The following is a 22,516-nucleotide window of genomic DNA, read 5'->3' as shown; positions in this document are numbered from 1 at the left end:
ACACATGACAACCACTGAACAGCAGCAAGCGCCGCGCAAGGTTGGCCTCGTCGGCGTGGGCCTGATGGGCCACGGCATCGCCAGCAACATCGTCAAGCACGGCCATCAGCTCACCGTGCTGGAGCACGCGGGCAACCAGCCCATAGACGGCCTGCTGAAGGCCGGCGCCACCTCGGTGAAGGACGTGGCCTCGCTGGCCGCGCAGGTCAATGTGCTGATCCTCTGCGTCACCGGCACCCCGCAGGTCGAGGCCGTGATGCTGGGCACTCAGGACAGTCCAGGCGCACTGAGCACCCTGCGCCCCGGCACCGTGGTCATCGACTGCTCCACCGCAGTGCCCGCCTCCACCGCCAAGGTGGCTGAAGCGGTGAGCGCCAAGGGCGGCAAGTTCATCGACGCGCCCATGACCCGCACCGCCAAGGAGGCCGCCGAAGGCCGCCTGAACCTGCTGGTGGGCGGCGACGAGCAAGTGCTGGCCTCGTGCCTGCCGCTCTTGCGCTGCTTCGCCGAGAACGTCACGCACGTGGGCGGCATCGGCGCCGGCCACGCGATGAAGCTGCTGCACAACTTCGTGTCGCTGGGCACCGTGGCGCTGCTGTGCGAGGCCGCGGCCTGCGCCGAACACGCCGGCGTGAAGCCCGACGTGTTCGTCGACGTGCTCGCCAAGGGCGGCGGCAACGGCGTGGCACTCGAACGCGTCAAGCCCAAGCTGCTGACCGGCAGCACCGATTCGCTGAAGTTCTCGATGGCGAACGCGAAGAAGGACCTGGGGTACTACAACGACATGGCGGAGCAGTCGTCTTCGAGCCATGGCATTGCGCAGGCTGTGGATGCGCTGCTGACTCATGGGGTCGGGAAGTTCGGTGGGGACCGGATGGTGCTTGATCTGGTCGAAGCGTTGCGCTGATTCTTTTCTTTTGACCTGCCCGCCGCCTTCATTCGGGGCGCGTGCGCAGGGCACCGGGTACTCCCCTCCGCGAATGTCCTCCGCCCTTCGGGCTCCCCCTTTATTTCGCTGCGGGGAGCACCCGGTGCCCTGCGCATGATGAGGGTGGCTGTAGTGTTGAAGCGCAGCGTTATTTCGCCAATCGAACGAATGGAACCGGGCTGCGGCATACGACAAGTTAGGCCAGATGCTCGACGCGCCCGTCGACATACTCGATGCGATGCAACTTGTAGGCTCCGAGTACTTCGTCGAAAAAGATGACGATTCGCTTTACTCCTATTGCCTGAGCGGTGACGTCGACCCTGAGAAAGTTGACTACCTCACGTAGACCCCGCTCCACGGCAGACGAATGCAGACAAATCTCTTCTTTTCCCTGCACAGGGATGATCCTGACCTCGACTTCAGCTTCCTTGAACAAGACGATCTGGACAAGTTCGGCTGCCAAGCCCCTTTTGCGGAGTGCGGGCAAGAGCCCGGCTATCAATCCGTCGATTCGCGGTGCGATCTTGCGCTTGTAGATGTCATCCCATATCGGCGTAATGGCGAATGCAACAACACTTCCCAAGAGCACCCAGCCTAAAGGTTCGGCACCCTTTTTGATCCATTTCCCGACACCAAGAGCGGCGTCGGCGAGCACTTGCACGAGAAGATCCTCATCGTTGTAGTGGGGGAACGGCAGATACAACAAGGCAGTTGCATCTTCCGTGCGCCGGATTATTTCCATCCCGGAGATGCTGAATCCTCCAAGCACATCCTCTAGAGCACCTTCATCCACATACACGTCACCGATCAAACGCCACTCCCCGGGGTGATCCACGTCCGGCACAAGCCGTGGATTCTCGATGTACCCTGAAACAGGCCTGCGCATGTCATGCTCTTGGTGCACTGGGAATCGCCTGCTGGACATGTCGGCGCAACACTGTTCCAGGAAGTGCTTGCTAAGACGCTCGCCTTGGCGGTCAAGGTTGGTGCTTGCAAGCGGCTGATCACGAAAAATGGGCATTTGTATGAGATCTGATTTTCGAGTTTGAAGCCGCCTCAGGCGGCGGGCCGGAGGCGGAGTTGGGCAGCCCTGGGCTCACGCCCGCGAGGTTTCTACTCGCTGCCGAATGAAATCGGCTAGTTTCTCTGGCGAGTGAACCCTGGCGTCCACGTAACCGTCCAGAGATAGAACACCTTCAACGGGCGCATCGTCGAACCTCACAAACATGATCTGGTCATCATTCTTGTGCTTGATCAGATCCCGGATCGCCCGCCACTCAAGTCCACACCATTGCTTTGCACCGTACTCTTCGCATAAGAAGATGACGACCAGATCGGCCCTGTTTCGGTAGATGTCCTGCAACAGCACGTCCAGATTCGGTTTCGCAAGCTGAGCTTGATAGTCGTAGTCATAGAAGATTGAATCCGGCGGAAGGTGCGACCGGAGCGCGTTAACCGTGGCAGAGACGTACTGTCGTTGCTCGCCTGGAAATGACATGGCCACTTTGAATTGGAGCGCTGATAGAGGTTGTACAGACCTATCCGCTTTTCCAATCGAGCGCTCTGAGTAGAGCCTCTCCAGCGCAAGCAGAGAGAGAGTAAATGGATCGGGATTGATGCGTTGGGCTTTCTCCCTACCAGGGTTCGTCATAGAGAGGTGGAACAGTAAGTAATTCAGCCAAAGTGCAAGCGGGTTATCGTTCGATGCCGCAGTCGGCTTGGCTGGAGCGTGCCTCTTCAATTCGGTGTCCAAAATTTCTTGAACCATCCGCGACTTGAGCGAACTCGCCTCGTCCTTGTCGAACAAAGTGCCCGCGCGCTGAGCCATACGGACAAACAATTCGCAGCCGTCGCCTTCGAGCACACCGAAGCAAGTCAGCTTGGCGCCTCGGATACCCCATTTCAGGTCGCTATCCTCCAAGTCCTTGGCAAGCCCCTCGGCACCGCCCTCCCCCTGGATCGCACCGTAGTACTGCCACAACATGATCGCGTGGTTTGGCCGCCCTATTGGACGGTCGAAGCTAAGGCTGTCTTGCGTCACATACAGAAGTGAGAGCGTCAAGGGATAAAACCTTCCAGCCTCGGACTCAAAGGCTTGGATCAGTCGCTTCAGTTCGTCCGTTCTCTCGGCGAGGGGCATGAAATCTCCGTCGATAGGTGTACGAGGCGCTTGACGTTGACGCCTACTGGAGCACAGTGACATTTCATCGTGAGCGGTGCTGGCGAGCATACGCCTCACGGCGCAATGTCACCGCATGCGCGCGTCGAACCACCTTTTAGTTTCTCTTCTGAAAGAACTCGAACACGTGCTGGAGAACACAACCTCAACCGGGCTGAATTCGGTCCGTCGCAAAAGGCTTCAGCCGCCCTACCCCAAAGCCCCCGTTCGTTAGGCGGGCTGCGAACGCCGCAGCCCGCAGACCGGCCGCTACCCGCCAGCCTCAGGCGCCCCACGTCGCGCCTTCTCGCTCAGCTGAAACAACTCCCCCGCCTTGCGCGCCATCTCGGCCGCAAGCCAAAGCAGATTGTCCAGCTGCCGAGGCCCATCCCCGCTGCACCAGTCGATGTCTTCCCCGTGGCATACCCACAGGAGAGCTTCAAGCTGAGTGAGGGTGTTTTCAAGAAGATCCGCCGGGTCTTGTTGGGCGGTTTCTGCGGAAGCTACCGGCGTAGTTGGCCGGGCTATAGTCTTGGTAGCCATTTTTGTGCGGTCCTTCCAAGGTGTTGCACGAACTTGGTTAGACGGCTGGGGTGCTAGTAACACCCTGGCCGTCGCCTTTTGACACCTCGCATCTGCATCGCTGCTTTCGCACCGACGACCTGCCGCGAGGCAAGCAGCCTTCGAACATCTGGGTGACTTGGGTGTGTTGCGCCTTTCTCCTCCCCTTGGTGGGGTATCGGGTGACAGGGGCATTCACTGTAGAGAAGAACCCGGCAAGTCGCCGCCTCGCACAGCACGAAGTCGCGGCGACTGCCAACAAATGCAGCTTCCGCAATGCGCTGTGCGCGAACCTCGTGCCCCCTTTCCAAGTCAGCCCCAGCGGCTCCAACCGCTCACGCCGATGGGGTGCCTTGCGCAGCGAAATAAAGGGGGAGCCCGAAGGGCGGAGGACATTCGCGGAGCAAGGTACCCCATCGGCGTGAGCGTCGCCCTGAATGAGCAGCGCGTCGAGAAGTCCTGGCCCGATTGGATCGGTGCCGGGTCTGGTCGGGGCGCTGCGCTGAGCGCCCCTTCCCGTTCTCTTTGCTTCATGCGGAGCGCCCATGTCCGGGCGCCCGGTCGGGTTCAGTTCACCGAATGCGAACCCAGCCCAGCAGACGTGTCGATGGGGAAGCTGTCCCACTGAACCGCCGGATCGAAGGCGATGCCCGGGTTGGGATCGCCCGAGGTGATGCTGGCCTTGCGGCGCAGGGTCTGGTTCAGGGTGCTGGCTCCGTTGGAGCTCTTCCACTCGGTGCCCGGGTCCACGCCGACCTGCCCGATGCGGTCGATGACCACGCCAGACTTTTCCAGCGTCAGGGCATCGTCGCCGTTGAAGTTGGCGACACCGCTGTCCTGCGTGCCGGCGGGCTTGAAGGCTGCCGTGGCACTCGCATTCGCCAGCACCAGCACGGCGCCGGGCGCCAGCGAGCCGCTCAGTGCCTGGGTGCTGGTCGGCGGGCTCGAAGCGCCGTTGGAATACAGCTTGACGGCGTACAGGCTCAGGTCGATGGCCGCAGCGGTCGGGTTGTAGATCTCGATCGCCTTGTTGTTCGACGAGCCTTCCACGTATTCGCTGAAGAACAGGTCCGGCGGCCCGGGCGGATTCACCACCACCGTGTTGGTGACCGTCACGTTGCCCGATTGCATCGCCGTCTGGCTGGACGAGTTGGTCAGCGTGATCGTCACGCCGAAGGTGCCCGCCGTCGCGTAGGTATGCGTCACCGCGCCCGTGCCAGGTACGTTGGTGGTGGTGCCATCGCCCCAGTCGACCACGAGCGAGGTTACCGTCGTGGCACCGCCGGGCGTGGCCTCGGTGATGTTCACGCTGTAGCTCTCGCCAGTCTTCGCCGCTCCAGGGATCGACGCGCTGACGATGGGCTCCACCACCGCAGTGTCGGCCGCGAGGTTCAAGCCCACCAGCACCGGGTCATGGTCCGACGCGCGGAACGGCGTGGGCGCGTAGCGGTCGTCGGTGGTGAAGTCGGTGTTGTAGTCGAGCGCGGTCGGTTCGTCGGAGTTGATGTGCCACACGTTCACGCCGTTGACCTGCGTGGCCAGCGAGGCCGATACGTAGGCATGGTCGAGCGCGCCGGTCTCGCCGCCGAACACGTAGGTGTAGCGGTCGGCCGCGGGCATGCGCTTGAGCAGGCTCTCATTGCCCGCGGCCTCGAGTTGCTTGGTCGGGTCTTCGAGCAGGTAGCTGTTGAAGTCGCCCATCATCAGCACGTCTGGCTCGCCGGTCGTGCCCATGGCCTTGAGCTTGCCGACAAAGCTGTTCAGTGCCTGCGCCTGTTTGACGCGCGCGAGGTTCCAGCAGCCCTGGCCCTGGTCGACGTCGCCCGTGGTCGGGCAGCTGCCCTTGCTCTTCAGGTGATTGACCACTAACCAGAAGCCGCCGTTGTTGCCGACCACGCTGAAGCGCTGGGCCAGCGGCGGGCGGCCGCTGGCGGCGGTGTAGTCGGCCAGGTCGGCGCCGGTCGGCAGCACGACGTTGCCGACGCGCTGCACCTTCGCGGGCTTGTAGAGGATGTCGACCTTGATGGCGTCGGTGCCGAACACACCGCTGTTGACCGCCGCATAGGTGTTCGCGCCGACCTTGGCGTTGAGGGCGGCCAGCAGGTCGTTCGTCGCGACGTCGGTGTTCTGGATCTCCATCAGGCCGATCACGTCGGCGTCGAGCCCCGCGATGGCCGCCACGATCTTGGCTTGCTGCCGCTTGAACTCGTTCAGGTTGTTCGCGCCGCGGCAGTCCGTCGCTACGCCTGTGCCGAGCAGGCAGACCTGGCCGGGCTGGCCTGCAGAGTTCGTGCCGTCCTGGAAGGTGGTGAAGTAGTTGAGCACGTTGAGGCTGGCCACCTTCAGCGAGCCGCCGACCACCGGCGCCGTGGGCTGGCGCGGATTGGCCTGCGCGAACACCGGCGCCACCGTCGGCTGGATGCGGTAGGCGCCGAAGTTGTGGCTCAGGATGCCGGTGATCTTCTGCGTGGTGTCGCCCATGCGGCGGGTGCCCTCGGTGCCGGCCGCGCTCAGGTACGGAATGGGGTTCGGGTTGGACACCGACGAGCCGTCGTCCAGCATGATGCGCGAGAGCAGGTTCTGCGCATGCGTCGCCGTCGCGTTGCCGTTGGTCGGGTTGAACTGGCGCCCGTTCAGCGACAGCACCATCTGGCCGTAGCGGCCCAGCTCGAAGAGCTCTGTCACCGCCAGGGGCTGCGCGATCTCGACCAGCATGCCCTCGTAGCGCTCCAGCGTGGATTCGTCCGCCACCGGCAGCGTGATCTGCGTGGGCTTGACGACCACGCCGCTGCCGCAGACGCTGATGGCCAGCGCAGTGGCGCCAGTTCCGACGATCTCGGTGATGCTGTCAGGCTTCGCGCCGACACCGGCTGTCTGGCCGAACTCGGTCACCTCGCCGGTGACCTGCACGAAGTCGCCGACGGCCACGCGGGTGCTGCCGCTCGGCGCGTAGACGAAGACGCCTTCGGAGGTCAGCGGATCGGCATCGGGCACGAGTTGCTGTACGAAGAATCCGTTCAGCTTCACCGAGGCGGAGCCGGAGTTCTGGAAATCGCCCACCACCACGCCGCGCACGGTCACGGCCTGGTTCGCCATGGGGCTGATGTGGCCCGTGCCTTGCACGGACGAGATGGCCGTCAGAGGTGCGCCGGCCGGAACGGCCGCGCACGTGGGCGGCGTCACCTCGGGTGTGGCGTTGTCAGGCTGCGTGGCTGGTGGCTGCGTCGCCGGAGGCGGCGTGTTGCCGGAGGGCGAGCCGCCGGACGATGGGGGAATCAGTGGAAAGGAAGCGCCGCCACCACCACCGCCGCCGCAGGCGGTCAGCGCGATGGCAAGAGTAGTCAGCGCCAGTGTCCTGAATGGCCACGCGGGCCTCGATCCTCGTCCTCGATGCGTCATTTGGGGTCTCTCTTGTTGTGGGGGCCGGCAAGCGAACCGCGGCCGTTTTTATGGTTCTTGTGTGTAACCCCCGAGACACCCCCAGGCAGCCCTGGGTGATGGGGCGCCGGGCTGGCCGCCAGCGCCAAGCCGAATCCCGCCTGAGTCCTGTCCTGCTTGTGTCGAGCATGAATATCGCAAGCCTCGCGGCATGTTTCCCAGGAGGAGATGGCGCGAGGTCCCGCCGGAACATGCACCGAGGTCGAGCGCCTCTGCGCGTCTCTTGTGAAGTCGCCTGGGCGAATATCAGCCGGCGGCAATGGCTTTTGCCAATGGCGCCCATTGCGCCGCAAAGGCCTCCGCGCGCAGCGCCGGCTCGAAACTTTGCACCGAGACGGTGACCACGCGCTCGATCACGAAGGCGTCCTGCTCCATCATGGCTTCGAGTTCATTGGAGTCGGCGCAATGGGCCAGCATCACCCCACCCGTGCCGTCCGCGAGTGGTCCTGCGGCGAGGATGTGTCCCGACTTGGTGAACCTGCTCAACCATTGTTTGTGGGCGTCCAGATGCCCGTTGACTTCCTCGATGGGGCGCGCGTAGTTCAGCGTTACGACGTAAAGCATGGTTTTCCTCGGATGTTGAATGAAACGTGTGTTTGGGGCGATGCGCCTTCAGTCGCGCAGAGCCGCGTCGACCACCCGCAGCACGCCGGCCCGTGCGTCTTCCATGGCACGCGCCCGGATATCCGGGCCCCTGGACATGCTCTCGGCCCGCAGGTAATGCACGTCGGTGATGCCGATGAATCCGAAGGCCGCCTTGAGATAGGTCTCCTGGAAGTCGAGCGCGGCCATGGGCCCCGCGGTGTAGACGCCGCCGCGCGTGGAAGCGACGATCACGCGCTTGCCGCCGGCCAGGCCGACGGGACCGGCGGGCGTGTACTTGAAGGTCTTGCCGGGTTGCATGACGCGATCGATCCAGGCCTTCAACTGGGTCGCGACGGAGAAGTTGTACATGGGCGCGCCGACGACGATGACGTCGCTGCCCTGGAGTTCGTGAACCAGCGCGTCGGACCGGGCATGTTCACGCGCCACGAGGGGGTCGTCCGAAGCGATGGACAGGTCGCGGAATCCGGAAGCGATGGGGCCGTCGAGATGAGGAATGGCGTCCAGCACGAGGTCGCGGTAGACGACGTTGGCGTCAGGGTTGTGCGTGCGGATCGCCGACACGATGGAAGCACTGAGGGCGCGTGAACCGGAGGCATCGCCGAGGATGCTGGAATCGAGATGAAGGACTTGCATGATGTGGGAGTGTCGAGAGGAGCCATGAAGATAGGCGCAGCCTCCTCGCGGCACCAGACGGCACAATCGCAACTCTTCGTTCTGGCCCGCAGGACAATCAATGCAGCAGCCCGCACCCGCACAGTCCCCAGACCTCGCCATGCGCGGGAACTCGCCCGTGGATCTGAATGATTTCGCCCTCTTCGTGGCGGTCGTGTCGCACGGCAGCTTCTCGGCCGCCGGGCGTGCAATGAGCATGCCGAAGTCGCGCATCAGCCGACGCATCGCCGATCTCGAGAAGCGGCTCGGCGTTCGGCTTCTGCAGCGCTCCACGCGTGCGATGCATGTGACCGAGGTCGGCGCTGCGTTCCTTCAGCACTGCGAGGCCATGACCAGTGCCGCGCGTGCCGCGATGGAGGTGGCCGAGCATGCGAACGCCCGGCCGGCCGGGCGGTTGCGCGTGAGCTGCCCAGTGGGGATCGCGCATCTCTTTCTCGCCCCTGTGATCCCCAAGTTCCTTGACCGGTACCCCGACGTTCGCCTCGATCTGGAGCTGACCAACCGAAGGGTCGATGTCGTGGCCGAGGGATTCGATGTGGCCGTGCGCGTGCGAACAGTCGTCGACGATTCCCAATTGATCGTGCGCAGCTTCGGGTTGAGCGAGCAGGTGCTGGTCGCCAGCCCACACTTCATCGCAGCGCACGGTCCGTTTGAAACCGTGGCCTCGTTGCAAGGCCAGGTAGGCATAGGGCTCGGGGTAAGCATGGGCGAACGTCCGGCGTGGCGAGTGACCGATCCGCAAGGCGCCGATGAGTCGATCGAGTACCTACCTGTGCTTGCGACCGACGATGTCCATCTGATCTGGCAGACCGTACTGGCCGGCGTGGGCATCGCGAGACTTCCCTTCAATCTGTGTGCGGAGTCGATCGAGAAGGGCGACCTGGAAATCCTGCTGCCCGATCACAGGCTCGCGCCGCACCAACTGCATGCCGTGTTTCCGTCGCGGCGCGGTCTGGTGCCGGCGGTTCGCGCGCTGATCGACTTGTTGAGCCAGGAGCTCACTCGGACGATGACGCACGCCAATCAGCGTTTTTCGAGATTGCTCGAAGCCGCCAAGCGCGGCTGAAACGCCTGAGGGCGCATGGTCGCGCCGTGAACCAGGGCGATTTCCTTCACGCCGCCCGGGGTGGCCGGGCCGGCCGTCGACAGGGCCGCAAACAGCGACAACGCTGCAAAGGCGACAAGCAGTTCGAGAAAGCGCTTCATACCTGAATCCTCGAAGAGGAACGGGAAATCGAAGAGGCTCCTTGCGGAAGCGGACGGTGCCATCGGGTTACCCCTATCCAGGGGCACGCCGGATGCAAATACATTTTACGGAAAATCCGTAATGTAAATACATGCACAGACCTTCCGCACCCCGTCGCACGCATGCCGAACGCAGCGCCGCCACAAGAAAACACCTGATCGCCACGGCCATCGATGTGATCCAGACCCGAAGCCTGGAGGACATGTCGATCCACGAACTGGCCAGGACCGCCGGCATGACTTCCGGCGCGGTCCAGCATCACTTCGAATCGAAGGCGGTGCTGATGATGCAGGTGCTCGGCGAGCTCATCCAGTCGGGTGTGGATGCGGGCGAACTCTGGCCTGCGGAAACCTTGCCGCTGCACGAACGCGCGTCGGCTTTCGTCAACGCGGCCTGGCAGTTGATCTACGCGCAGCCTCGCTTCGTCGCAGCCTGGAACATCTACCTCGGCACGCGCAATCAACCCGAAGTCCTCGCACAAATTGCCAGTCTTCGGATCGAACTCGGCGAACAAATGGAAGCGGGATTCTTCGGCGCCTTCCCGGAACTCGAGAACGCCGCCGATCGGCACGCAGTCGTAGGGCTTGTCTTCTCCGCGCTGCGGGGCCTGGGCCTCCTGCAGCTCTTTCCCTCTACCGCCGAGGAAGTGCGCTCGGAGCGATCGCAAGCGCAACTGGCGTGCCTTGCGGATCTGATCGTCGCGCACTGCGAAGCGGCCGCGGCGCCTCGCAAGCCCAGGAAGCCTTCGCGCGCCCCGGCGGCACGCAGCTAGGCCCGGGCGAACACCTATTTTCCAGGAGACAAGATGAACCCTATCCACACGCCCAGGCTGCTGCTCGCGATCCTCATCTCTTCATGCGCCGCAGCCAGTTGGGCAGACGCTGTGGTGTACCCAGCCAAGCCAATTCAACTGATCGCGCAACAACCGCCGGGCAGCGCATCGGACTCGATGACGCGCGTCTGGGCCGACTGCATCGCACGCGAACTCGCGCACCCGGTGATCGTGCAGAACAAGCCAGGTGCCAATGGCTTGCTGGCCATCAACAACCTCAAGGGGCAGTCGCCCGACGGCTACACGCTGATGAGCATCGGCATGTCCCAGATGAGCATCACGCCCTACACCTACAAGCAGCGCCCCTACGATCCGGCGACCGACTTCGAGGGCATCGCGATCCTGGGCACCTCGCCGCTCGTGCTCACGGTGCCCGCGGGCGAAGGCATCGCGCGGCTGGCTGACCTGGAGAAGCTGGCGAAGACCACGCCCGGCGGCATCAACTTCGGGTCTCCTGGCAAGGGAAGCCCGGCACACTTGCTGACCACGGCGCTGCTGGACAAGGTTGGCGTGCCAGGCACGCACGTGCCCTTCGTCGGCGAGGGCGCGGGCCTCACCGGGCTGATCGGCAAGCAGATCCAGGCCATGACGCTCGTGATCGGCACGGCGGCGCAGCAGGTGAAGGCCGGCAAGCTCGTGGCACTAGCGGTCTTCGACAGCCAGCGATCGAAGCTGCTGCCTGACGTGCCTACGATTGCCGAATTGGTTCCGGCCGCGGCAGATCTTGCGAGGCCTTCCTGGATTGCGGTAGTGGGCAAGGCGGGGCTGCCACAGCCGATCGCGGCCAAGCTCAACGTAGCAACGGAGCAATGCCGCACCAACGAACAGTACAAGGCACGCATGGAAGCCATGAACGTCACGCTCATTGCTTCCGCGCCCGCGGATGTGCGCAGCTGGGCCGCTCGCGATGCCGCGGTGTGGCGCCCATTGATCGACAGGCTGGGCCTGGCCACCGAATGAACGCGAAGCACGCACCCGAGGTGCGCCTGGCCCATGGCGGCGGGCTCAGGGGTGCATGGCTCGACGGCGTGCGTGTCTTCAAAGGCGTGCGCTATGCGCAGCCGCCCTTCGGCGCGCTGCGATTCGAGGCCCCGGTGCCCGTGCCTGCGTGGGCAGGCGTGCGCGATGCCTCCTCGTTCGGCCCGGTCGCCTTCCAATGGCCGCGCGACCCGCAGGCGCAGGACGACCCGCGCGGCGGCGAAGACGCGCTGCGGCTGAACATCTGGGCGCCGGATGCGCCGCCCGGCGCCCATCTGCCGGTGATGGTCTGGGTCCATGGCGGTGGGTTCTTCCGCGGCGGCGCGAGCGATCCGCTGTACGACGGCGCCTCGTTCGCGAGGCAGGGCGTGGTGTTCGTCTCCATCCAGTACCGGCTTGGCGTGGACGGCTTCGCACACCTTCCTTCGGCGCCGGACAACCGCGGGTTGCTCGACCAGCTCGCGGCGCTGCAGTGGGTCCAGGCCTTCATCTCCGCTTGGGGCGGCGACCCCGAAAGGGTCACCGTGTTCGGCCAATCCGCGGGGGCCGGTGCCCTGGCTTGCCTGATGGGCATGCCCGCTTCGCGCGGCCTCTTTCACCGCGCAATCCTTCAGAGCCCGAGCATCGCTTGTCAGAGCGTGGACGAAGCCACCGTGGCTTTCCGGGCGATCGCGTCGGTGGCCGGCATCGAGCCGACGCGATTGGCCATGGCCGCGGCGCCCATCACCGGTCTTCTGCAAGCGGTGCATGCACTGGCGAGCGACCCGCGCCTGCGAAAAGCGCACGGCATGAGCGCCCGCAACCTCTTCCCGTTGCGCCCTGTCGTCGACGGGCGGATCCTGCGGGCAGAGCCCCTGCAGGCGATGGCGGATGAATGGACGGCCGCACCGAGGCGCTTGCAGATCCTGGTGGGCAGCAATGCGCAAGAGATGCGCCTGTACTACGTGCCGACGGACGCGCTCTCCCGCCTGACCGCCACGGACCTCGAGGACTTCGTTCGCGAAGCCGGCCTGCCGATGCCCGCCGGCCAGGAAAGCCCCGGCGCCGCGCTGTGCGCGTTGCAGTCCGAGTACTTCTACAGCACCCCTGCCCGGCGGATCGCCGAGCTGGCCGACGCGCACCTCGGGCCGACGTACCGGTATCTCTTTTCCTGGCGCTCGCCGCAATGCGGCGGCCAGTTGGGCGCCGCGCATGGTGTCGAATTGCCATTCGTCTTCGCAAACCTGCATACCCCCATGGGCCGCGAGTTTGCGGGAGCCGCGGCGCCCGGTGAGCTGGCGCGCGAGATGCACGAAGCCTGGGCGCGGTTCGCAAAAGAAGGTGATCCGGGCTGGCCCGCGCACACATCCGCGCGCCCCTGGACCAGGACCTTCGACGGACCTTCGAGAAAGCTCGCTTCGGCGCATTCGCAGTCAATGTCTCCCATCGAAAGTCGAGAAGCAGTTTTCATGTCCAGGCAAAACACAGCACTGTCAATTGAAGAAGTCCGCGAGGCGCTGGTCGGGGTTCTGGGCGAATCCCGGGTCCTGCAGGACCCGGGTCGCCTGGAGGCGCATTCAGGCGATTGGAGCGACGCGCCCCATGTGCCGCTATCCGAACTACCCGGCGTACGTGTCGGGCGACGTGACGAAGGCTGAAAGCTATCGTTGTGTTGCGTCGTTGCCCTGACTTGTCGGGCGTCTGCGCAATCACATCTATCGCAGGCTGCCGAAGAGTGCGATTCAACCGAACCGCCCTCCATCACAAAGGCCGAAGACCGGGGACATTCGCGCAGCAAGGCGCCCCGTCGGCGTGAGCCTCGCCCTGAACGAACCCGGACCCGAGCCTCAGGACATCCCACGCGCCAGCAGATGGTCGACAAGCCGCCTCTGCGGAAAGCTCAGCGCCTCCTGCCGGGTGCACAGATACATCCGCCGCGAAGCCCACGCGTCGGTGAGATTGATGAAGCGCAGCTTCATCTCCTTGCGATAGGCCACCGCAGCGCCTTCGGGCAGGATGCCCACGCCCATGCCCGCTTCGATCATCCGGCACACGGCCTCGAAGCTCTTCACGCGCACGCGCAGGCGCAGCACCTTGCGCGCGCTCATCGCGGCGTCTTCCATGGTGCGGGAGATGGCGGAGTCGTCTTCCAGGCCGACGAAGTCGTAGTCGAGCAGCTCCTCGAACGACACCTCGCGCCCGCGCCACGGGTGCTTCTGCCGCACGATGGCCACGAGCCTGTCCGTGCGGTACGGAATGAAGTGCAGCGCCGGGTCGGCCGCCTCGCTGGTGATGACGCCGACGTCGGCCTGCCGGTCGCGAATCGCCTGCACGATGTAGACGCTGCGGTGCTCTTCCACGCTCACGCGGATCTCGGGATAGCGCTGGCGGAAGCTCGCCACGTCGTCGGGCAGGAACTGGCCCATGGCCGATGCGTTGGCATGCAGCCGCACGCGGCCGGTGGCGCCCTGCGCGTAGTCCGACAGGTCGGCGCGCATGCGGTCGACGTCGCGCAATATCTGCCGCGCATGCATGGCGAGCGACTCGCCGGCGCCGGTGGGCGTCACGCCCTTCGATGTGCGGTTGAGCAGCACCACGCCCAGCTGCTCTTCGAGGATGGCAAGGCGGCGGCTGGCGGCCGACAGCACCATGTGGCTCTCGGCGGCGGCCTTCGACAGGCTGCCGTGCTCAATGGCGCGAAGGAAGAGCGCCAGCGAATCGAGGTCGGGTCTCATGGGGTGCGGGGGTGGGTCTGCAAGGCCGACATTGTCGGGCCGGCGGGAGGCACGGACTGCACCGAAATACTTTCGGTCGAATACACCAACAGCAGACGGATCTTCCAAAACCTGAGGCATGCCGCCAAAAAGAAGAAGCACTTTCCGCGGACAAGCCGGAAGAATCGTTGCTGCCTCGGCGTCTACCCCGCCGAGGCATTCCGCGAGCCGGCCCTCTACCGGGGCCAAGCCCGCATTCCGACGAGTCCTACCCGGAGTCTTTTTCAGTCATGGCATCCCACGAACTGGCCAGCGTTGCGCTGGACGACAAATACACGGCCACCGAAGGCCGGATCTACCTCAGCGGCATCCAGGCACTGGTGCGCCTCATGCTCGTGCAGAAATGGCGCGACCAGAAGGCCGGGCTGAACACCGCGGGCTTCGTCTCGGGCTACCGCGGCTCGCCGCTCGGCGGCCTGGACGAGGCGCTGTGGAAGGCGCAGCCCCAACTCGAAGCCAGCGCGGTGAAGTTCCTGCCCGGCGTGAACGAGGAACTCGCCGCCACCGCCGTGTGGGGCACGCAGCAGGTGCACCTGACGGGCGAGTCCGCCGTCAATGGCGTCTTCGCGATGTGGTACGGCAAGGCCCCGGGCGTGGACCGCTGCGGCGACGTGTTCAAGCACATGAGCCACGCGGGCACCTCGCCCCACGGCGGCGTGCTGCTGGTGGCGGGCGACGACCATGGCGCGTCTTCGTCCACGCTGCCCAACCAGAGCGACCACCTGTTCGCCGCGTCGATGATCCCGATGCTCTACCCGCAGAGCGTGGAGGAGTACATCGAGCTCGGCCTGCATGGCTTCGCGATGTCGCGCTTCGCGGGGCTGCCGGTGGGCTTCAAGGCGCTGGCCGACACGGTGGAGTCTTCAGGCTCCATTCCGGCCGGCGTGCTCGACGTGCACACCCAGCTGCCTTCGGACTTCGTCTTCCCGCCCGGCGGCGTGCATGCGCGCCTGTCGACCGACACGCTCGGCGTGCAGGCGCGCAAGCAGGAAGCGCTGATGCAGGACTACAAGATCTACGCCGCCATCGCCTATGCGCGCGCCAACCGGCTCAACCGCGTGACCATCGATTCGCCGAAGGCACGCCTGGGCATCGTGGCCTCGGGCAAGTCGTACCGCGACGTGCTCGAGGCGCTGGAAGAACTGGGCATCGATGCCGACGAGGCCGCGCGCATCGGCATCCGGCTCTTCAAGGTGTCGATGCCGTGGCCGCTGGAGCCCGATTCGATCCGCGAGTTCGCCGATGGCCTCGAAGAAATTTTGGTGGTGGAAGAGAAGCGCCAGATCGTCGAATACCAGCTCAAGGAGCATCTCTACAACTGGCGCGAGGACGTGCGCCCGCGCGTCATCGGCAAGTTCGACGAGCAGGGCGAATGGGGCGCGCATCCGCGCGGCAAGTGGCTGTTGCCGGCCACGGCCGATTTCTCGGTGGCGCAGATCGCGCGCGTCGTCGCGGGGCGCGTGGCGCGCTTTCACACCAGCGACCGCATCCGCATGCGGCTGGCGATCCTCGACGCGAAGGACGTGGTGCTGGGCAAGGCCGTGGCCACGCCCTCGCGGCCGGCCTGGTACTGCTCGGGCTGCCCGCACAACACCTCGACCAAGGTGCCCGAAGGCAGCCTCGCGCTCGCGGGCATCGGCTGCCACGTGATGGCCACCGCCATCTACCCCGAGCACAACCGCACGACCACGCACATGGGCGGCGAAGGCGCGCCATGGCTGGGGCAGGCGTGGTTCTCCAGGCGCAGCCACGTGTTCGCGAACCTGGGCGACGGCACCTACTACCACTCGGGCTCGCTCGCCATCCGCGCGGCCGTGGCGGCGGGCGTGAACATCACCTACAAGATCCTCTACAACGACGCGGTGGCGATGACGGGCGGCCAGCCGGTGGACGGCCCCATCACCGTGCCGCGCATCGCGCACCAGATGGCGGCCGAGGGCGTGAAGCGCCTTGCGCTCGTGGCCGAAGACCCGTCGCGCTGGTCCGACCGCAGCGTGCTGCCGCCGGAGCGCGAGGGCTTCATGCTCACCGTGCACCACCGCGACAGCATGGACGCGGTGCAGCGCGAGCTGCGCGAGTTCGAGGGCGTCTCGGTGCTGATCTACGACCAGGTATGCGCCGCCGAGAAGCGCCGCCGCCGCAAGAAGGGCGAGTTTCCGCAGGCGGCACGCCGGGTGTTCATCAACGACGCGGTCTGCGAGGGCTGCGGCGACTGCGGCGAGCAGTCGAACTGCACCGCCCTGCTGCCGAAGCAGACCGAGCTGGGCCTGAAGCGCGCGGTGGACCAGAGCGCCTGCAACGCCGACGAGTCGTGCATCAAGGGCTTCTGCCCCAGCTTCGTGACGGTCGAAGGCGTGAAGCCGCGCAGGCAGGCACCGGTCGCCGCGAAGGCTGCAGCCGAAGAGGCGCCGCTGCCCGAGCCGAAGCAGCCCGCGCTCGACGGCATGCACAACATCCTGATCACCGGCATCGGCGGCACGGGCGTCATCACCATCGGCGCGCTGATCGGCATGGCCGCGCACCTCGAAGGCAAGGGCGTGAGCGTGCTCGACATGACGGGCATGTCGCAGAAGAACGGCTCGGTCACGTCACATGTGCGCATCGCACGCGACGCGGCCCAGCTGAAGGCGCAGCGCATTCCCACCGGCGAGGCCGACCTGATCCTGGGATGCGACATGCTCACGGCCGGCGCGCCCGACGCCATCGCGCGCATGCGGCCGGGCCGCACCTATGCGCTGGTCAATACCTTCGAGCAGCCGACCGGCCATTTCGCGCAGCAGCCCGACTGGCAGTTTCCGGCGGCGCAGGTGCGCGCGCTCATCGAGGAATCGGTGGAAGGCCGCGCCGACTTCATCGACGCGACGCAACTGGCCACGCGGCTCATGGGCGACGCGATCGCGGCCAACCTGTTCCTGCTGGGCTTCGCCTTCCAGAAGGGCCATGTGCCGCTGTCGGCCGAGGCGCTGGACAAGGCCATCGAGATCAACGGTGTGGCGGTGAAGGCGAACCAGGCCGCATTCCGGTGGGGCCGCAAGGCGGCGCTCGACCTCGCGGCGGTGACGCGAGAAGCTTCGCCGCAGAAGGTCGTCGCGCTGCAGCGGCCGCAGAGCCTGGAGGCGCTGGTCAGGAGCCGCACCGAGTTCCTCGCGTCGTACCAGGACGCCGCGTACGCGCAGCGCTACGCGGAGCTGGTGGAGCGCGTGCGTGCGCTCGAAGAGCGCGAGCGCGGCAGCAACCAGCTGGCGAAGGCTGTCGCATCGGGCCTCTTCAAGCTCATGGCCTACAAGGACGAGTACGAGGTCGCGCGCCTCTACACCGACCGGCGCTTCATGGAAAAGCTGGGCGAGCAGTTCGAGGGCAAGCCGGTGCTGCGCTTCCATCTCGCGCCGCCGGTGCTCGGCCGCCGCGATGCCGAGGGCCGCGCGATGAAGACCAGCTTCGGGCCTTGGGTGATGGGTGCCTTCCGCGTCCTCGCGAGCCTTCGCGGCCTGCGCGGCACGGCCTTCGACCTGTTCGGCCGCACCGCCGAGCGGCGCATGGAGCGGCAGCTCATCGAGGACTACCGTGCAATGGTCGAGGACGTGCTCGCGCGCTTCGATGCCATCGACTTCGATACTGCCCTGTCGCTCGCACGGCTGCCCGAGCAGATCCGCGGTTTCGGGCATGTGAAGGAGGAAAGCGTGGTGTCGGCGCGAGTGCGGTGGGATGCGCTCGCAAGGCAGCTCGACGCGCGCCCGGCCGGGCGGGCCACGCAGCGGGCCGGCACGCAGGAGCAGCCGGTGGCGGCCTGAACGGAAGGTGGGCGAAAGGCGGGCGGCAGGGCCTGCCCGGGAGGATCAGGGCAAAATCCTCCCGCCGCCGGTCGGCCCCGCCCCCATGCCGCCCACCATGTCCACCCCCGCCCCCGATCCGACGCATACGACGTCGGCCACCGCCCAGGCCCGCCTTCGCCGGCGGCATCGCAGCACGATCGCCTGGATGGCCGCGTGCACGCTGGCCCTGCTGCTGATCGGCCTCGCGGGCCAATGGGCGGCGAACCGCGAAGCGAGCTTCCAGGCCGACTCGATCCGCCGCGCCATGGAAGTGCACGTGCTCGGCCTGCGCGACGCCGCCGGCAAGTACAGCTACCTGCCCTTCACCGCGGGCCTGCATCCCGACGTGCTGGCCGCGCTGGCCCGCCCCAACGACATTGCCGCCAAGCAGCGCGCCAATCTCTACATCGAGCGGGTGAACCGGCAGGCCGGTTCCGACGTGCTCTACCTGATCGACATGCAGGGCCTCACGCTGGCGGCCAGCAACTGGAACACGCCGCAGAGCTTCGTCGGCCAGTCGTATGCCAACCGGCCCTACTTCATCGACGCCCGCGCGGGGCGCAACGGCCTTTTCTATGGCGTGGGCCAGACCACCGGCGAGCCGGGGCTCTTCATCTCCTCGCCGGTGCGCGGCGAAGGCGGCGAGATCCGGGGCGTGGTGACGGTCAAGGTCAGCCTGCGCCAGGTGCAGGAAACCTGGACCTTCGTGCGCGACCCCATCCTGCTGACCGACGCTCGCGGCGTCGTGTTCCTGAGCTCGGTACCGTCGTGGATGTACCGGTCATCGCGCCCGCTGCAGGCCACCGAGCTCGAAGGCATGCGTCGCGACCAGCAGTACGGCACGCGCACCAGCTTCACGGCACTGCCGTGGAAGGTGGAACGCGAGGAAGGCCAGCTCGGCTACCTGGTGCGCACCGATATCGGCGGCCGCCCGCGCGAGTACCTCGCGGTGGACGAGCGCCTGCCCGACCTCGGCTGGACGCTGACAGTGATGACCGACCACGCGGAAGTCTCCAACGCGCGCGAGCGTGCCTGGATGCTGGGCCTGCTGTGCGCCGTCGTGCTGCTGCTGGCCGGCCTCTACTGGCAGCTGCGCGAACGCCGCTTCGCCGAGCAGCGCGACGCGCGCCGCGTGCTGGAGCTGCGCGTGCGCGAGCGCACCCACGACCTCGACGAGGCCCATGCCTTCCGCAAGGCGATGGAAGACTCTCTGCTGGTGGGCATGCGCGCGCGCGACCTCGAAGGCCGCATCATCTACGTGAACCCGGCCTTCTGCGAAATGACCGGCTATGGCGCCGACGAGCTGCTGGGCAAGCTGCCGCCCTACCCCTACTGGCACCCGAACGACGTGACACAGCACTGGCGCCACTACGACGCGATGATGAGCGGCCAGCCCGTGCGCTCCGGTTTCGAGTCGCGCCTGCGGCACCGCGACGGGCACGAGGTCATCACCATGGTCTACACCGCCGCGCTGATCGATGCCGACGGCAAGCACGCCGGCTGGATGAGCTCGGTGGTGGACATCACCGAACAGAAGCGCGCCGAGCTGCGCCAGCGCCAGAACGACGAGCAACTGCAGCACGCCCAGCGCCTGGCGAGCCTGGGCGAGATGGCCTCCACGCTGGCCCACGAACTCAACCAGCCGCTGATGGCGCTGAGCAACTTCGCCAGCGCCGCCAAGGCCTTCGCCGAGCAGGGCAACCAGCAATTGCTGGTGAGCAGCCTGGACGAAGCCGTGACGCAGGCGCAGCGCAGCGCCGAGATCGTGCGGCGCATCCGCGGCTTCGTGCGCCAGCGCACCGTGGGCACGGAAGACTGCTCGGTGGCAGCGCTGGCCGGCAACGCCATCGCGCTGCTGCAGGGCGAGATCCGCATGCGCCAGGCGCGCGCCGAGCTTCGCATTCCGCCCGGACTGCCCGAGGTGCGCGGCGACCGCGTGCTGCTCGAGCAGGTGCTGCTCAACCTGCTGTCGAACAGCCTGCACGCCATGCAGGCCGTGCCGCCCGAGCAGCGGCTGGTGGAGATCGAGGCGGGGCTCAAGGAAGGACGCATGCACATCCACGTGGCCGACCGCGGCCCGGGCATCGACGCCGCCGTGGCCGAGCAGGTGTTCTCGCCCTTCTTCACCACCAAGACCGGCGGGCTGGGGCTGGGCCTGAACATCTGCCGCACCATCGTCGAGGCGCACAGGGGCCGCCTCACCTTTGCCGACCGTCCGGGCGGTGGCACAGTCTTCACCCTCGAGCTGGAAATATCGCCACCGACATGACCCACAACAGCGCCGCTCCCGCCAACAACCTGTGCATCGTGGACGACGACGAGGCCGTGCGCCGCTCGCTCGGCCTGCTGCTGCTGTCGCGCGGCTACGCGGTGCAGACCTTCGCCTCGGGCGAAGCCTTCCTCGAAGGCACCGACCTGCAGCGCGCCGGCTGCGTGATCATGGACTTGCGCATGGAAGGCATGAGCGGCCTGCAGGTGTTCGACACGCTGCGCACGCAGGACAGCCCGCTCGTGGTCATCTTCCTCTCGGGCCACGGCGACATTCCCATGGCCGTGGAAGCCGTTCAGAACGGCGCCTTCGGCTGGCTCGAGAAACCCTGCAACGACGAGCGCCTGCTCGACACCATCGCCCGCGCCCTGCAACAGGCCGGCGAGATCGCCACCCGCCGCCAGGCCCGCCAGGCCGCGCAGGCGCTGTGGGACAAGCTCACCCCGCGCGAGATGCAGGTCGCCCGGCTGGTCGCCGAGGGCAAGCCCAACAAGCAGATCGCGCAGGAACTCGCCCCGCTGGAGCAGCGCACGGTGGAAACGCACCGGGCGCACGTGTTCGCGAAGCTGGGGCTGGCGAACAGCCATCAGCTGGATCGGTTCCTGCGGGAGCACTTGCTGTAGCTTGCCGGGCACCGGCCACCGCCGACGGCGCACGCCCGTCGCGGCCCCAATCTAGGTATTTACCCTTGCGTACCGATACGTAGACGGCCAACGGCCGGTTACGGACGACAGCGCTGCACCGGCCGGACAGACTCGCCGCAACGGCCCCCGCGTGCCTTTTCTTCTTAACGCCGCGGGCCGCAGCCAGAGACAAGGACCCCTTTCATGACCGCCATCGCAAGCGCGGCCGCCGGCGCTTCCAGCCCCGACGCGGCACCCGCCACCGCCAACAACAACACGCCCTACACCTTCGAGGAAAAGCGCAAGCGCATCTTCGCCATCTTCGCCGCCTCGTCCGGCAACCTGGTGGAGTGGTTCGACTTCTACGTCTACGCCTTCTGCGCCATCTATTTCGCGCCCGCCTTCTTCCCCAAGTCCGACCCCACGGTGCAGCTGCTGAACACCGCCGGCGTGTTCGCCGCCGGCTTCCTGATGCGCCCGATCGGCGGCTGGCTGTTCGGCCGCATCGCCGACCGCAAGGGCCGCAAGACTTCGATGGTGACCTCGGTGGTCATGATGTGCGTGGGCTCGCTGGTCATCGCCTGCCTGCCCACCTATGCGCAGATCGGCGCGGCCGCTCCGGCGCTGCTGCTGCTTGCGCGGCTGCTGCAAGGCCTGTCGGTGGGTGGCGAATACGGCACCACCGCCACCTACATGAGCGAAGTGGCGATGCGCGGCCAGCGCGGCTTCTTCTCGTCGTTCCAGTACGTCACGCTGATCGGCGGCCAGTTGCTCGCGGTGGTGGTCGTTGTGGTGCTGCAGCAGGTGCTCGACGAGGCCGAGCTCAAGGCCTGGGGCTGGCGCATTCCCTTCGTGCTCGGCGCCGTGGCGGCCGTTGTGGCGCTGATGCTGCGCCGCACGCTGACCGAGACCGCCAGCAACAAGACCCGCGCCGCCAAGGGCGCGGGCACGATGCGCGAGCTCTTCACCCATCACAAGCGCGCCTTCTTCGTGGTGCTCGGCTACACGGCCGGCGGCTCGCTGATCTTCTACACCTTCACCACGTACATGCAGAAGTACCTGGTGAACTCCGCCGGCATGTCGATCAAGACCGCCAGCAACGTGATGACGGCCTGCCTGTTCATCTACATGTGCATGCAGCCGCTGTTCGGCGCACTGTCGGACCGCATCGGCCGCCGCAGCAACATGCTGCTGTTCGGCGCCCTGGGCGCGCTGATGACGGTGCCCGTGCTGAGCAACCTGCAGAACGTCGGCAGCCCGCTGGTGGCAGGTGCGCTCATCACCCTCGCGCTGGCGGTGGTGAGCTTCTACACCTCGATCAGCGGCATCGTGAAGGCGGAGATGTTCCCGCCCGAGATCCGCGCACTGGGCGTTGGCCTCTCCTACGCGGTGGGCAACGCGATCTTCGGCGGCAGCGCCGAGTACGTGGCGCTGGGCCTGAAGTCGATCGGGCACGAGTCCTACTTCTACTGGTACGTGACGGCAATGATGGTCGTGGCCTTCACCGTGAGCCTGCTGCTGCCGAAGCAGGCGAGCTACCTGCATCACGACAAGTAGGCAGGCACTACCGCAATGAAGTTCCGGGAGGCCCGCGCCTCCCTCAAAAAAACGCGGGCCCCTGGGAAAGCTTTTCGAGTCAG

General features: G+C 66.1%; 16 protein-coding genes. 9 read left to right on the top strand and 7 right to left on the bottom strand.

What is annotated here, in order from left to right:
• Positions 1-4 precede the first annotated feature (4 nt).
• Positions 5-907: an NAD(P)-dependent oxidoreductase gene (locus EJP67_RS20400; RefSeq protein ID WP_126023513.1), complete on the top strand. Its 903-nt coding sequence runs from the start codon at positions 5-7 to the stop codon at positions 905-907.
• Positions 908-1,124: 217 nt separating this feature from the next.
• Here the strand turns inward: EJP67_RS20400 and EJP67_RS20395 are convergent, their stop codons facing one another.
• The 5 genes from EJP67_RS20395 to EJP67_RS20370 form a co-directional block, all read right to left on the bottom strand.
• Positions 1,125-1,949 (bottom strand): hypothetical protein, encoded by an 825-nt coding sequence (locus EJP67_RS20395; RefSeq protein WP_126023512.1) that lies wholly within the window; start codon positions 1,947-1,949, stop codon positions 1,125-1,127.
• A 75-nt stretch (positions 1,950-2,024) separates the two neighbouring features.
• Positions 2,025-3,068: a TIR domain-containing protein gene (locus EJP67_RS20390; protein WP_126023511.1), complete on the bottom strand. Its 1,044-nt coding sequence runs from the start codon at positions 3,066-3,068 to the stop codon at positions 2,025-2,027.
• A 1,146-nt stretch (positions 3,069-4,214) separates the two neighbouring features.
• Positions 4,215-7,046 (bottom strand): ExeM/NucH family extracellular endonuclease, encoded by a 2,832-nt coding sequence (locus tag EJP67_RS20380; RefSeq protein WP_126023509.1) that lies wholly within the window; start codon positions 7,044-7,046, stop codon positions 4,215-4,217.
• A gap of 285 nt (positions 7,047-7,331) precedes the next feature.
• Complete coding sequence (locus EJP67_RS20375; RefSeq protein ID WP_126023508.1) at positions 7,332-7,649, bottom strand: YciI family protein; 318 nt, start codon at positions 7,647-7,649, stop codon at positions 7,332-7,334.
• A 48-nt stretch (positions 7,650-7,697) separates the two neighbouring features.
• On the bottom strand, positions 7,698-8,324 hold the full coding sequence (locus EJP67_RS20370) for an FMN-dependent NADH-azoreductase (protein ID WP_126023507.1): 627 nt from the start codon (positions 8,322-8,324) through the stop codon (positions 7,698-7,700).
• A 100-nt stretch (positions 8,325-8,424) separates the two neighbouring features.
• On the opposite strand from EJP67_RS20370, the gene EJP67_RS20365 reads away from it, so the two are divergent.
• Positions 8,425-9,429 carry a LysR substrate-binding domain-containing protein gene (locus tag EJP67_RS20365; protein WP_240650722.1) on the top strand — a complete coding sequence of 335 codons (1,005 nt, stop codon included), beginning with the start codon at positions 8,425-8,427 and terminating at the stop codon, positions 9,427-9,429.
• Here the strand turns inward: EJP67_RS20365 and EJP67_RS20360 are convergent.
• Positions 9,387-9,632, bottom strand: a complete 246-nt coding sequence (locus tag EJP67_RS20360) for a hypothetical protein (RefSeq protein ID WP_126023506.1) — start codon at positions 9,630-9,632, stop codon at positions 9,387-9,389. The genes EJP67_RS20365 and EJP67_RS20360 overlap by 43 nt on opposite strands.
• A gap of 68 nt (positions 9,633-9,700) precedes the next feature.
• Here EJP67_RS20360 and EJP67_RS20355 point away from each other — a divergent pair, with 68 nt between their 5' ends.
• From EJP67_RS20355 to EJP67_RS20345, 3 genes are read left to right on the top strand one after another with little or no spacing between them, the layout of a single operon-like run.
• Positions 9,701-10,381 carry a TetR/AcrR family transcriptional regulator gene (locus tag EJP67_RS20355; RefSeq protein ID WP_126023505.1) on the top strand — a complete coding sequence of 227 codons (681 nt, stop codon included), beginning with the start codon at positions 9,701-9,703 and terminating at the stop codon, positions 10,379-10,381.
• Between the two features lie 33 nt (positions 10,382-10,414).
• Positions 10,415-11,401, top strand: a complete 987-nt coding sequence (locus tag EJP67_RS20350) for a Bug family tripartite tricarboxylate transporter substrate binding protein (protein ID WP_126023504.1) — start codon at positions 10,415-10,417, stop codon at positions 11,399-11,401.
• Positions 11,398-13,056 (top strand): carboxylesterase/lipase family protein, encoded by a 1,659-nt coding sequence (locus EJP67_RS20345; protein ID WP_126023503.1) that lies wholly within the window; start codon positions 11,398-11,400, stop codon positions 13,054-13,056. Before EJP67_RS20350 ends, EJP67_RS20345 begins: the two co-directional genes overlap by 4 nt.
• Before the next feature lie 189 nt (positions 13,057-13,245).
• Here the strand turns inward: EJP67_RS20345 and EJP67_RS20340 are convergent, their stop codons facing one another.
• Positions 13,246-14,133 carry a LysR family transcriptional regulator gene (locus tag EJP67_RS20340; RefSeq protein WP_126023502.1) on the bottom strand — a complete coding sequence of 296 codons (888 nt, stop codon included), beginning with the start codon at positions 14,131-14,133 and terminating at the stop codon, positions 13,246-13,248.
• A 269-nt stretch (positions 14,134-14,402) separates the two neighbouring features.
• On the opposite strand from EJP67_RS20340, the gene EJP67_RS20335 reads away from it, so the two are divergent.
• From EJP67_RS20335 to EJP67_RS20320, 4 genes are all read left to right on the top strand, one after another.
• On the top strand, positions 14,403-17,963 hold the full coding sequence (locus tag EJP67_RS20335; protein ID WP_126023501.1) for an indolepyruvate ferredoxin oxidoreductase family protein: 3,561 nt from the start codon (positions 14,403-14,405) through the stop codon (positions 17,961-17,963).
• 97 nt (positions 17,964-18,060) lie between these two features.
• Positions 18,061-20,253 carry a sensor histidine kinase gene (locus EJP67_RS20330; RefSeq protein WP_126023500.1) on the top strand — a complete coding sequence of 731 codons (2,193 nt, stop codon included), beginning with the start codon at positions 18,061-18,063 and terminating at the stop codon, positions 20,251-20,253.
• Positions 20,250-20,876: a response regulator transcription factor gene (locus tag EJP67_RS20325; RefSeq protein WP_126023499.1), complete on the top strand. Its 627-nt coding sequence runs from the start codon at positions 20,250-20,252 to the stop codon at positions 20,874-20,876. The genes EJP67_RS20330 and EJP67_RS20325 overlap by 4 nt, the downstream gene beginning before the upstream one ends.
• A gap of 204 nt (positions 20,877-21,080) precedes the next feature.
• Complete coding sequence (locus EJP67_RS20320; protein ID WP_126023498.1) at positions 21,081-22,433, top strand: MFS family transporter; 1,353 nt, start codon at positions 21,081-21,083, stop codon at positions 22,431-22,433.
• Positions 22,434-22,516 lie beyond the last annotated feature (83 nt).

Source organism: Variovorax guangxiensis (genome assembly GCF_003952165.1).
Classification (GTDB): domain Bacteria; phylum Pseudomonadota; class Gammaproteobacteria; order Burkholderiales; family Burkholderiaceae_C; genus Variovorax; species Variovorax guangxiensis.
The sequence above is the reverse complement of the archived record's forward strand: the minus strand, read 5'-3'. Positions and strand labels throughout refer to the sequence as shown.

Excerpts from the sequence above, each read along its gene's own strand:
- EJP67_RS20400 (WP_126023513.1), top strand. The coding sequence starts at position 5 with ATGACAACCACTGAACAGCAGCAAGCGCCGCGCAAGGTTGGCCTCGTC.
- EJP67_RS20395 (WP_126023512.1), bottom strand. The coding sequence starts at position 1,949 with ATGCCCATTTTTCGTGATCAGCCGCTTGCAAGCACCAACCTTGACCGC.
- EJP67_RS20390 (WP_126023511.1), bottom strand. The coding sequence starts at position 3,068 with ATGCCCCTCGCCGAGAGAACGGACGAACTGAAGCGACTGATCCAAGCC.
- EJP67_RS20380 (WP_126023509.1), bottom strand. The coding sequence starts at position 7,046 with ATGACGCATCGAGGACGAGGATCGAGGCCCGCGTGGCCATTCAGGACA.
- EJP67_RS20375 (WP_126023508.1), bottom strand. The coding sequence starts at position 7,649 with ATGCTTTACGTCGTAACGCTGAACTACGCGCGCCCCATCGAGGAAGTC.
- EJP67_RS20370 (WP_126023507.1), bottom strand. The coding sequence starts at position 8,324 with ATGCAAGTCCTTCATCTCGATTCCAGCATCCTCGGCGATGCCTCCGGT.
- EJP67_RS20365 (WP_240650722.1), top strand. The coding sequence starts at position 8,425 with ATGCAGCAGCCCGCACCCGCACAGTCCCCAGACCTCGCCATGCGCGGG.
- EJP67_RS20360 (WP_126023506.1), bottom strand. The coding sequence starts at position 9,632 with ATGGCACCGTCCGCTTCCGCAAGGAGCCTCTTCGATTTCCCGTTCCTC.
- EJP67_RS20355 (WP_126023505.1), top strand. The coding sequence starts at position 9,701 with ATGCACAGACCTTCCGCACCCCGTCGCACGCATGCCGAACGCAGCGCC.
- EJP67_RS20350 (WP_126023504.1), top strand. The coding sequence starts at position 10,415 with ATGAACCCTATCCACACGCCCAGGCTGCTGCTCGCGATCCTCATCTCT.
- EJP67_RS20345 (WP_126023503.1), top strand. The coding sequence starts at position 11,398 with ATGAACGCGAAGCACGCACCCGAGGTGCGCCTGGCCCATGGCGGCGGG.
- EJP67_RS20340 (WP_126023502.1), bottom strand. The coding sequence starts at position 14,133 with ATGAGACCCGACCTCGATTCGCTGGCGCTCTTCCTTCGCGCCATTGAG.
- EJP67_RS20335 (WP_126023501.1), top strand. The coding sequence starts at position 14,403 with ATGGCATCCCACGAACTGGCCAGCGTTGCGCTGGACGACAAATACACG.
- EJP67_RS20330 (WP_126023500.1), top strand. The coding sequence starts at position 18,061 with ATGTCCACCCCCGCCCCCGATCCGACGCATACGACGTCGGCCACCGCC.
- EJP67_RS20325 (WP_126023499.1), top strand. The coding sequence starts at position 20,250 with ATGACCCACAACAGCGCCGCTCCCGCCAACAACCTGTGCATCGTGGAC.
- EJP67_RS20320 (WP_126023498.1), top strand. The coding sequence starts at position 21,081 with ATGACCGCCATCGCAAGCGCGGCCGCCGGCGCTTCCAGCCCCGACGCG.